This is a genomic window from Streptomyces eurythermus, assembly GCF_014649115.1.
In the GTDB taxonomy this organism is placed as follows: Bacteria; Actinomycetota; Actinomycetes; order Streptomycetales; family Streptomycetaceae; genus Streptomyces; species Streptomyces eurythermus.
Genome location: NZ_BMSK01000046.1, coordinates 1 through 12,127, shown reverse-complemented (window position 1 = coordinate 12,127; position 12,127 = coordinate 1). Strand labels below are relative to the sequence as shown.

The window sequence follows — 12,127 nt, the reverse complement described above, 5'->3', positions numbered from 1 at the left end:
TCGGGTGGGGTGGAGGTGTTGACGCGGGCGCGTGCGTGGCCGGTGGTGGAGCGTGCGCGCAGGGCGGCGGTGTCGGCGTTCGGGGTGAGCGGAACGAACGCGCATGTGGTTCTGGAGCAGGCCCCCGAGGAACCGGGGGGTGCTGCGGCGGTGTCTGGGCCGGTCAAACACCCTGTTCCGGTGGTGCTGTCGGGTGCTTCGACGAAGGCTCTGGACGCAGGTCTGGGGCGTCTGGCCGCCTTGGTGGAGTCCGATGGCGGGCTGGGTGTGGGCGAGGTGGGGTGGTCTGCGGTTCAGCGTTCGGTGTTCGGTCACCGGGCGGTGGTGGTCGCGTCCGGGCGTGAGGAACTGCTGGAGGGTTTGAAGACCCCGGTGGTGTCGGGTGTGGCTGGTTCGGTGGGCCGGTCGGTGTTGGTGTTCCCGGGTCAGGGGACGCAGTGGGCCGGTATGGGCGCCGAACTACTCGACATGTCACCGGTGTTCGCGGCTCGTATGGGTGAGTGTGCTGCCGCGCTGAGCCCGTTGGTGGAGTGGGATTTGTTGGAGGTGGTGCGCTCGGGTGAGGGGCTTGAGCGGGTGGATGTGGTGCAGCCGGTGACGTGGGCGGTGATGGTGTCGCTGGCTGAGGTGTGGGCCAGCGCGGGTGTGAGGCCGGATGCGGTGGTGGGTCATTCGCAGGGGGAGATCGCCGCTGCCGTTGTATCCGGTGCGTTGAGTTTGGAGGACGGGGCGCGGGTGGTGGCGTTGCGTTCGCAGGTGATCGGGCGGGTGTTGGCGGGTGCGGGTGGGATGGCGTCGGTGGCGTTGCCCGCCGACGTGGTTGAGGAGCGGCTGTCCGGTTGGTCGGACCGTCTAGGTGTCGCTGCGGTGAACGGGCCTGCGATCACGGTGGTGTCGGGAGACGCCGACGCGATAACCGAGTTCCTGGAAGCCTGCGAGCGCGACGGCGTTCGGGCTCGTCGGATCCCGGTGGATTACGCTTCGCATTCCGCGCAGGTGGAGGCGATCGAGGCGGAACTCGCCAATCTGCTGGCGCCGGTGGTGGCGCGGGAGCCGGAGATCTCGTTCTACTCCACCGTGGAGCCGGGCCGGCTGGTGCGCACGGACGCGGGCTACTGGTATCGCAATCTGCGCTCGCGTGTCCGGTTCGCGGAGACGGTTGATCTGCTGTTGGCTGACGGGTTCGGTGTGTTCATCGAGGCCAGTGCCCATCCGGTGCTCACCATCGGAGTCCAGGAGCTCGCCGACCGGACGGGCCCGGACCGGGAGATCGTCGTCACCGGCACGTTGCGCAAGGGTGAGGGTGGTCTGCGCCGGCTGTGGACCTCGATGGCGGAAGCCTTCGTCCACGGCGTCGGGGTCGATTGGAAGGCCGCGTATGCCGCACACGGTCTGACCGCCCGCCGGGTCGACCTGCCCACCTACCCCTTCCAACGTCAGCACTACTGGGCCGAGACCTCCCCAGCAGGCGTCGGGGACCTTGCGGCGGCCCGCTTCGGCATGACGTGGCAGGAGCATCCGTTCCTCGCCGGTGCGTTCCGGCCGGCGGGATCGGGAGAGGTGATGCTCGCCGGGCGGCTGTCCCTCGCCACCCACGCCTGGATGACCGACCACGCGGTGTCCGGTACCGCGCTTCTGCCCGGTACCGCGTTCGTCGAACTCGCCTTGCAGGCCGGCTCGGCGGCCGGGTGCCCCGTGGTCGAGGAGCTGGAGGTCCGAGCACCGCTGGTCCTGCCGGAGCGCGGTGGGGTGCGGCTCCAGGTCCGTGTCGCGGACGCCGACGAGTCGGGCAGGCGCCGGCTGTCAGTGCACGCGCAGCCGGACGAGCCCGGCGTCTCCGGAGCCGGCGGCCTCGGTACGGACGAGGACGAAGCCCCCTGGACACTGCACGCCGTGGGCGTGCTGGCCCCGGTGGGCGTGCGGCGCCCGGAGGGAGACAGCGGGCCGGCGCCGGACGCATGGGCCGGCGCGGCATGGCCGCCCGCCGGCGCCGTACCCGTCGAGCCGGCAGCGCTGTACGAGCGGTTCTCCGAGCTGGGATACGAGTACGGCGAGGTGTTCCACGGCCTGCGGTCGGTCTGGTGCCGCGACGGCGAGGTCTTCGCCGAGGTGCGGCTCCCCGGCCGGGTGGTGGCCGACGCCCCGCGCCATGCGGTCCACCCCGCGCTCCTCGACGCCGCGCTCCAGCCGTGGATGGCGGGCGGCCTGTTCGAGGTGCCGGACGACAGCCTGCTGCTGCCGTTCGTCTGGCGCGGCATGACCGTGCACGCGCCGGGCGCGGACACGGTGCGCGTCCGGCTGGCCCGGGACGCTGACGGAGCCCTGTCGTGCCAGGCCGTGGACCTGTCCGGAGCCCCGGTGTTCTCGCTCGACGCTTTGGCCATGCGTCCCGTGGAGCGTGACCGCCTCGCCGCCGCTCTGGGTGCTTCGGCTGCTGCTGCCCCTCTCTACCAGGTCGCGTGGCGCGCGGTCCGTGCGCGGCCGGCCGACCCGCCGGTGCGCTGGGCGCTGATCGGTGGTGACCGGCTCCAGGCCCGGCTCCCGCACGGCGGCGAAGCCGAGGCGGCCGGGTTCACCGCGTACGCGGGCCTCGACGACCTGCGCCGCGACCTCGACGCGGCCGGTGTCGTACCGGAGGCCGTCGTGGTCGCTTTCGGTCCCCACCGGCTGCCCGACGACCTGCCCGGCCGGTCCGTCGACGCGGAAGCGCGGGCGGTCCTGCGGCAGGGGCTGGCCCTCGTCCAGGAGTGGCTGGCCGACGAACGGCTCGCCGATGTCCGGCTCGTCGTGCTGACGGAACGCGCGGTGGCCGCCGGCCCGGACGAGGACGTGCCCGCGCTGGCCTCTTCGGGGCTGTGGGGGCTGCTGCGTTCGGCGCAGTCCGAGCACCCCGGACGCTTCGGGCTCCTCGATGTGGACGGCCACGACGCGTCGGCGTCGGCGATCCCGGTCGCCCTGCGCGAGATCGCCGAGGGGTCGCCCCAGCTCGCGGTGCGCGAGGGCACGCTGTACGCGCCGGCCCTGGTACGTACGCAGGAACCGGCAGGCGACCCCGACAGCCCCGCTGCCGTCCGTGAGCCCGTTGCCGTCCGTGACCTCGATACCGTCCGTGCCTCCGGTGCCCCAGCCGCAACCGGCCCGGCGGCCGACGCGCCTCGCCTCGGTGACGGAACCGTGGTGGTCACCGGTGCCACCGGCACGCTGGGCCGCCTGTTCGCACGGCACCTGGTGCGGCGCCACGGCGTACGCCACCTGCTGCTGCTGAGCCGCAGCGGCGCCGCGGCCCCCGGGGGCGCCGAGCTGATGGCGGACTTGCGGGAGCAGGGCGCGGAACCGGAGCTCGTCGCCTGCGATGCGGCGGACCGCGACGCGTTGCGCTCGGTGCTCGCCGGCATCCCCGGCTCGCGTCCGCTCACCGGCGTGGTGCACGCGGCCGGAGTCCTCGACGACGGCGCGATCGAGGCGCTCGACCCGGACCGTATCGACTCCGTGCTGCGCTCCAAGGCCGATGCCGCTCTCCATCTGCACGAGCTCACCGCGGACCGGAGGCTGGCGGCGTTCGTGTTGTTCTCCGGAGCCGCCGGGCTCCTCGGACGGCCCGGACAGGCCAACTACGCCGCCGCCAACACGTTCGTGGACGCCTTGGCACACCGTCGTCGCGCCCACGGGCTGCCCGCGCTGTCCCTCGCCTGGGGCCTGTGGGGCGAGGCCACCGGGATGACGGGTCACCTGGCGGAGCGGGACCTGCGGCGCATGAGGCGCTCCGGCATTGCCCCGATGCCCGACGAGCAAGGGCTCGCGCTCTTCGACCGCGCCCTCGCGCTGGCACCGGACCACGCCCTCCTCGTACCGATGAGGCTGGACCAGGCGGCCCTGGCCCGGGAGCGCGCGGCCCACGGCCCCGAAGCCGTACCCGTACTCCTGCGGACCCTCGTGCCGGCGGCCGCGGTGCGGCGGACGGCGGCAGCGCGGCACGGCGCGTCGGCCACCGAGGACGCCCGTGCCTCGGCGGCCGTCACGCCGGGGGAACTCGCCGAGCGGCTCGCGGCCCTCGACGAACCCGCGCGCGGACGTGAACTGCTCCAGCTGGTCAGGACCCAAGTGGCGAAGGTCCTGGGGTACTCGGGCCCCGCCGCGGTGGAGCCGGGGCGTCCGTTCCGGGACGCGGGCTTCGACTCGCTGATGTCCGTGGAGCTGCGCAACCAGCTGAACGCCGCCACCGGACTGCGGTTCCCCGCGACCATCGTGTTCGACCACCCGACCCCGCGGGCCGTCGCGGAGCACATCGGCACGGAACTCGGCCTGGCCGGCGGGGGCGAGGACACGGCAGCCGCGGCCCTGTCGAGTCTGGAGACACTGCTGACCGCCGTGGCGGACATGGACGCGGACGACAGCAGGCGCGCCGTGGTCCGCAGGCGACTGGAGGCCGCGCTCCTGGCGGTCGGTGCCGCCGGAGCGGCGTCCGATGCCACCGACGGCCCATCACGGTCCGGCGAGGACCCCACCGGTACGCGGGCGGCCGTCGAGGAACGGCTCGACTCCGCGAGCGACGACGACCTCTTCGCCTTCATCGAGGAGCAACTGTGAGCGACGACAGGGCCCGGGACGACAAGGCCCGCGAGTACCTCAAGCGGCTCACCGCCGAGCTGATCAGCACGCGGGAACGGCTCAAGCAACTGGAGGACGGCTCCCGCGAGCCGATCGCGATCGTCTCGATGAGCTGCCGCCTCCCCGGCGGGGTGACGACTCCCGAGGACCTGTGGCGGCTCCTCGAAACGGGGACGGACGCCGTGTCCGGGCTGCCCGAGGACCGCGGCTGGGACCTGGCGGCGCTCTACGACCCCGACCCCGCTTCCACGGGCACCAGCTACGCCCGCGAAGGAGGGTTCCTCGACGACTGCGCCGGCTTCGACCCCGAGTTCTTCGGTATCTCCCCGCGCGAGGCACTGGCCATGGACCCGCAGCAGAGGCTGCTGCTGGAGACGTCCTGGGAAGCCCTGGAACGCGCCGGCATCGACCCGACGACCGTGAGGGACAGCCGTACCGGTGTGTACGCGGGCGTCATGTACGACGACTACGGCGCCCGACTGCTCCACCGGCCGGCCTCCGGTACGCCCGCCGATCTGGAGGGATACCTCGTCAACGGCAGCGCGGGCAGCGTCGCGTCGGGCCGCGTCTCGTACGCCCTCGGCTTGCGCGGGCCTGCCGTCACGATCGACACCGCCTGCTCGTCGTCGCTGGTCGCGCTGCACCTGGCCGCGCAGGCGCTGCGGCTGGGCGAGTGCGACCTCGCGCTCGCGGGCGGGGCGACCGTGCTGTCGACACCGACGATGTTCATCGACTTCTCCCGCCAGCGCGGACTGGCCGCCGACGGACGGTGCAAGGCGTTCGCCGACGCCGCCGACGGCACGGGTTTCGGTGAGGGCGCCGGGATGGTCCTGCTGCAACGCCTCTCCGACGCCCGCCGCGAGGGCCGGCCCGTCCTGGCCGTCATCCGTGGTTCGGCGGTCAACCAGGACGGTGCGGGCAACGGCCTGACCGCGCCGAACGGCCTGGCACAGCAGCGGGTCGTCCGGGCCGCCCTCGCGCAGGCGGGTCTGGGACCCGACCAGATCGACGCCGTCGAGGCGCACGGCACCGGCACCCGGCTCGGCGACCCGATCGAGGCCCAGGCACTCCTCGCCACGTACGGCCGCGACCGGCCCGCCGACCGGCCCCTGTGGCTCGGCTCGCTGAAGTCCAACATCGGCCACACGCAGGCGGCAGCCGGTGTCGCGGGCGTGATCAAGACGGTGCTCGCCATGCGCCACGGCGTGCTGCCGCGCACGCTGCACGTGGACGCGCCGTCGTCGCACGTGGACTGGTCGTCGGGCGCGGTGGAGCTGCTGACCCGGCCGGTGCCCTGGCCGCGCCGCGGCGACGGCGAGCCGCTGCGCGCCGGCGTGTCGTCCTTCGGGGCCAGCGGCACCAACGCGCATGTGATTCTGGAGAGCGCCGCCGCCCCGGAGACCGAAGCGGAACGGGGAGGGAAGCCCGAGGCAGGCCGGGGAGCGGAGTCCGAAGCGGAACCAGGTGACAAGCGGCGGGCGGAGTCCAGGGCCGAGCCCGAGGCGAAGGTCCGGGTGGAGCCCGCCGTGGAGTCGGCAGTGGAGCTGGCCGAGGCGTCGGCCGAGGTGTCGGGCGCGGTCACCGCCGCCCCCGCCAGCCGCCGCGACACGGCCTCCGTGATGTGGACGGTCTCGGGCCGCAACCGCGCCGCGCTGCGGGAACAGGCGGACCGCCTCCACACGCACCTCAGCGGTCTCGAGGCCGAGCCGGCCGCTGTGGCGAGTGCCCTGGCCCACCGCCGCACCGCCTTCCGCCACCGGGCCGTCGTCCTCGGCGAGGACCGCGAAACCCTGCTGAGCGGACTGCGGGCGCTCGCCGACGGACAGGAGCCGGGGCCGGCCGCCGCCGGTGCCCGGGTCGTCACGGGAGAGGCGGCCGCCGAGCGCCGGACAGCCTTCCTCTTCTCCGGCCAGGGCAGCCAGCGCCCGGGCGCGGGACGGGAGCTCTACGACCGGTTCCCCGCCTTCGCGCGCGCCTTGGACGCCGTCTGCGCCGAGATGGACCGGCACCTCGACCGGCCGCTGCGTACCGTCATGTTCGGTGAGGCCCGGCACGAGCCCGCCCGGGCCGGGAGCGGGAGCAGCGCCGGAGGCCGAACCGGAATCGGAACCGGGGACGAGGCCGGCAGCGGGGACAGCGACGGAACCGGAACGGAAGCCGGACTGCTGGACCGTACGGCGTACACCCAGCCCGCGCTCTTCGCCCTGGAGGTCTCCCTCTTCCGGCTGCTGACCGAGGAATGGGGCATACGCCCGGACGCGGTCATGGGCCACTCCGTCGGTGAGATCGCCGCCGCCCACGTCGCCGGGATCCTCGACCTCGCCGATGCCTGCGCCCTGGTCACCGCACGCGGCCGCCTCATGCAGGAACTGCCGCACGGAGGCGCGATGGCCGCCGTCGCGGCGAGCGAGGCCGAAATGGCACCGTACCTGGCGGGCAGGGAGGCGGAGATCGCGCTCGCCGCCGTCAACGGCCCCTCGTCCGTCGTGGTCTCGGGCGACGAACAAGCCGTGCTGGACCTGGTCGGCCTGTGGCGGTCACGCGGCCGGGACACCAAGCGGCTCACCGTCAGCCACGCCTTCCACTCGCCCCGCATGGACGGCATGCTGACACAGTTCGAACGAGTTGCTCGCGCACTGCGCTACCGGCGACCGACGCTTCCTGTCATGTCGAACCTGACCATGGAGAACGGCGCTGCCGCTGATCCGTGCACCCCGGACCACTGGGTCCGCCACGTGCGCGAGCCGGTGCGGTTCCTCGATGGCGTGCGCGGCCTGCGTGCCGACGGCATCGACACCTTCCTGGAGGTGGGGCCCGACGCGGTGCTCACCGCCATGGCCCGCTCCTGCCTCGACGACGACACCGTGCGGCAGACCGCTCAGGACGCGACGGCCGCCCCGCTCACCGTCCCGGTGCTGCGCCGGGGGCACGGCGAGACGGACGCCCTGACCCGCGCGGTGGCCGAGATGTACGCCCACGGTGTGCCCGTCACGCCGGCGGCCCCGCCGGACCGCCCCGACGGCGCCGCAGCCCGGGTGGCAGCCGGTCTGCCCACCTACCCCTTCCAGCGCAGGCGCTACTGGCTCGACGCTCCGGCGGCGTTCGACCCGAAGGCGATGGGGCTGGACGACAGCCCGCACCCCCTGCTGTCCGCCGCCGTGGTCCTTCCCGACGGACAGGGCACGGTGTGGACCGGCCGCCTGTCCACCCGGAGCCACCCATGGCTGGCCGACCATACGGTGCGCGGCCAGGTGGTCGTACCGGGAACCGCTCTGCTGGAACTCGCCCAGTACGTCGCCGACACCCCGTACGCCACCGCCTCCGCCTTCGCCTCCGCGGTCACGGCGACCGCCCGCCCTGTCCGCAGCACCGTCTCCGAACTCGTCCTGGAGACACCGCTGGTGCTGCCGCAGCACGCGGCGGTACGCCTGCGCGTCACACTCGGAGCGCCGGACGAGCACGGCGAGCGCACCCTGCAGATCCACTCGGACGCGTCCGAGGCGTCCGGGGACGGCCGCTGGACGCGCCACGCCTCCGGCACCCTCGCCGGCGCGGACGAACGGCCCGCCGACCGGCCGCCGTTCGACACCACATGGCCTCCGGAGAACGCCCAGCCCCTCGACATCACGTCCGAGTACGAGCGCTTCGCCGCCGCGGGCATCGGGTACGGGCCCGCCTTCCGGGGCCTGTCCGCCGCCTGGCGGTGTGGCACCGAGGTCTTCGCCGACGTCCGCCTGCCCGACGGGTACGCCGACGAAGCCGGCCGCTACGCCGTCCACCCCGCGCTCCTGGACGCCGCGCTCCACGCCGCCGCACCGGGCCTCGACCTGGAGCACGGCCTCGTGCCCTTCACGTGGACCGGCGCGCGTCTGCACGGCCCGGGCGCCGATGCCCTGCGTGTGCGCATCACTCCCGCGTCCGGCGCCGCGGGAACCGGTACGGTCGCGGTCACGGCCACCGACGCCGCCGGCCGCGTGGTCCTCACGGTGGACGCGCTCGCCCTGCGCCGCCCCGACACCGACGGCCTCGCCGCCGCGGGAGCCGCCCACCTGCCGCTGCACCGGCTGCGCTGGACCGCCCTCCCGGGCCGGCCCGCCCCGGCCGTGGCCGCACCCGGACACGAGGACATGCCCGTACGCTGGGCCGACGCCACCGACGAGGAACTCTTCGCCAAGGCGGCCGAGGAGAGCCGCCGGGATCGGCTCCCGCTCCTCGTCGACCTCGGCGGCGCACCGGGCACCGACCCGGACGCGGCACGCGACGCGGTCCGGCGGGCCCTCACCCTCGTCCAGCGCTGGATCGGAGACGCGGACCAGGACGACACGCCCCAAAGCCATGCTTACCAGGACGAAGCGGACCGGAACGACGCGCGTCTCCGTGCCGAGCGGCGCCTCACCTTCGTCACCCGCCGTGCCGTGGACACGGGGGACGGCAGCATCGATCCGGCAGCCGCGGCAGTCTGGGGGCTGCTCGGCTCCGCGCTGGCGGAACACCCGGGCCGCCTCGCCCTCGTCGACACCGACGGCACCCCCGCCTCCCGGAACGCCCTGGCCGAGGCCGCCGCTCTCGGCGGCCGGCTGGCAGTCCGTGACGGGGCCCTGCTGCGGCCCGCACTGATCCGTGTCGACTCCGGCCCCGCCGAACCGGCCCCCGCGGAGCTCGTCCGCGCCGATGGGGACCGTACCGATGCGGACCGTGCCGACGTGGACCATGCCGATGTGAGCCGTGCCGACGTGGGCGGTGCCGACTCCGGCACCGCCGCCGCACCGGTCTGGCCCGCCGCAGAGGGCACTGTCCTCATCACCGGCGGCACGGGCAGCCTGGGGGCCATCGCGGCGAAGCACCTCGCGGCCGTCCACGGCGTACGCAACCTGCTGTTGCTCAGCAGGCGCGGACCGGCGGCGCCCGGCGTGGACGAACTCGTCGGTGAACTGGCCGCGCTCGGAGCCCGCGCCGACGTCGTGGCGTGCGACGCGGCCGACCGCGACGCCCTGAGCGCCGTGCTCGACGGCATCCCCGCCGACCGGCCGCTGACCGCCGTGCTCCACACCGCCGGCGTCCTGGACGACGGCGTCGTCACCGGGCAGAACCCCGAGCGCCTGGACGGTGTACTGCGCCCCAAGGCCGACGCCGCCTGGCACCTCCACGAACTGACCAAGGACCTGCCCCTGTCCGCCTTCGTGCTCTACTCCTCCGCCGCCGCGACCCTGGGCAGCGCCGGCCAGTCCGCCTACGCCGCGGCCAACGCCTACCTCGACGCGCTCGCCGTATGCCGCCGGGCCGAGGGCCTGCCGGCCGTGTCCCTCGCCTGGGGGCCCTGGGACAGCGGCATGGCCGGCACCCTCACCGACGTGGACGCGGCCCGGCTGCGGCGCACCGGGATCCTTCCCCTCCACCGCGCCGAGGGCCTCGCCGTGCTGGACGCCGCGGCCGGCGGGCCGGCGGACGCGACGGTGCTCCTGCCGATACGGGTCGACCCGGCCGCCCTGCGCGACCACGACGACCCCGAACGGATTCCCGACGTGCTGCGCTCCCTCGCCGCACCCCCTGCCGCCTCTGCCTCCGCTGCCTCCTCCGGGTCGGTCTCGACCGCGACGCACGCGCCCGGCACCGGCCGGCGGGGCACGGCCACGCTCGCCGAACGCCTCGCCGGCGCCTCCCGCGCCGAACGGGCGGCCGTACTCGACGAGGCGATCCGCGCGGACGTCGCGGCTGTGCTCGGACACGACGACCCCACGGCCATCACCCGTGACCGCAGCTTCCGGGAACTCGGCATCGACTCGCTCACGGCGGTGGAACTGCGCGACCGGCTCGCCGCGGCCACCGGATTGCGCCTCCCGGCCACGATGGTCTTCGACCATCCGACGCCGCAGGCCCTCGCGGTGTTCCTCGACCGGCAGCTGCCCGGCCCCGGGACAGCCGTACTCGGCACCCTCGACCGGCTCCAGGACCAACTCGACGACACACTCGCGGCATCCGTCAACGACGACGACGTGCTGCGGGGCCGTATCACCCGACGACTCGAAGCACTGCTCGCGGCCCTCACCAGGCCGGGGCGACCGGCCACCGACGCTCCCGATGGCCACGGCGGTCACGGCGGCGCCCCAGCCGTCGAGTCCATCGAGTCCATCGAGTCCGTCGAACCCGTCGATCCGGGCGAGGCGGTGGGGAATCGCCTGCGAACGGCGTCCGACGACGAGCTGTTCGACCTGCTCGACAACGGATTCCGGCAGTGACCACCCCGCCGATGCACGCGCCCTGAGGCGACGACCGCACTACGACACCTTCTCAGGAGAACTGTGTCCACGAACGAGTCCGACTCCCCGAACGGTTCCGCCACCACCGAGGCGAAGCTACGCGACTACCTCCGCCGCGCCATGGTGGAACTCCACGAGACCCAGGAGAAGTTGCGCCGGGTCGAGGAGGAGGCTCACGAGCCGATCGCGATCGTGGGGATGGCGTGTCGCTTCCCGGGCGGGGTGGGTTCCGCGGAGGATCTGTGGGATCTGGTGGTCGCGGGGACGGATGCGGTGTCGGGGTTCCCGGTGGATCGTGGGTGGGATGTGGAGGGGCTGTACGACCCGGATCCGGATGCGGTGGGGACGTCGTATGTGCGGGAGGGGGGTTTCCTGCATGGGGCGGGGGAGTTCGACGCGGAGTTCTTCGGGATCTCACCCCGTGAGGCGGTGGCGATGGATCCGCAGCAGCGGTTGCTGCTGGAGACGTCGTGGGAGGCGCTGGAGCGGGCGGGTATCGATCCGCACACCCTGCGCGGCAGCCGTACCGGCGTGTACGCGGGAGTGATGTACCACGACTACGGCAGCGGGCAAACGACCGCCACGGACGACATGGGCGGCTACTTCGGCACCGGGACGTCCGGAAGCGTGGCGTCGGGTCGTATCTCGTATGTGCTGGGGCTCGAGGGCCCCGCGGTGTCGGTGGACACGGCGTGTTCGTCGTCGTTGGTGGCGTTGCACTTGGCGGTGCAGGCGCTGCGCCGGGGAGAGTGCGACCTCGCCCTGGCCGGCGGCGTCACCGTGATGGCGACGCCCACGGTGTTCGTGGAGTTCTCGCGGCAGCGTGGGTTGGCGGCTGACGGCCGGTGCAAGGCGTTCTCGGATGCGGCTGATGGGACGGGCTGGGCCGAGGGTGTGGGCGTGCTGGCGGTGGAGCGGTTGTCGGATGCGCGGCGTCGTGGGCATCGGGTGCTGGCGGTGGTGCGGGGTTCGGCGGTGAACCAGGACGGTGCGAGTAATGGGTTGACCGCGCCGAGTGGTCCGTCGCAGGAGCGGGTGATTGCTCGGGCTCTGGCCGATGCGCGGCTCACTGCGGGTGATGTGGATGTGGTGGAGGCGCATGGGACGGGGACTCGGTTGGGGGATCCGATCGAGGCGCAGGCGTTGTTGGCGACGTACGGGCGGGGTAGGTCTGCTGATCGGCCTTTGTGGTTGGGGTCGTTGAAGTCGAACATCGGTCATGCGCAGGCGGCTGCTGGGGTTGCGGGTGTGATCAAGATGGT

General features: G+C 73.7%; 2 protein-coding genes and 2 pseudogenes. All 4 read left to right on the top strand.

The window, feature by feature from the left end; translation table 11 throughout:
• Window positions 1–9: 9 nt before the first annotated feature.
• A pseudogene (locus tag IE251_RS42370) lies at window positions 10–267 on the top strand (ketoacyl-synthetase C-terminal extension domain-containing protein); the annotation flags it as partial.
• Between the two features lie 132 nt (window positions 268–399).
• A pseudogene (locus IE251_RS40310) lies at window positions 400–4,587 on the top strand (type I polyketide synthase); the annotation flags it as partial.
• On the top strand, window positions 4,584–10,844 hold the full coding sequence (locus tag IE251_RS41605; protein ID WP_229897172.1) for a type I polyketide synthase: 6,261 nt from the start codon (window positions 4,584–4,586) through the stop codon (window positions 10,842–10,844). The pseudogene IE251_RS40310 and the gene IE251_RS41605, both read left to right, overlap by 4 nt.
• Window positions 10,845–10,907: 63 nt before the next feature.
• Window positions 10,908–12,127 (top strand): beta-ketoacyl synthase N-terminal-like domain-containing protein (locus IE251_RS40290; RefSeq protein ID WP_373302122.1); only part of this gene is annotated, 1,220 nt, incomplete at its 3' end.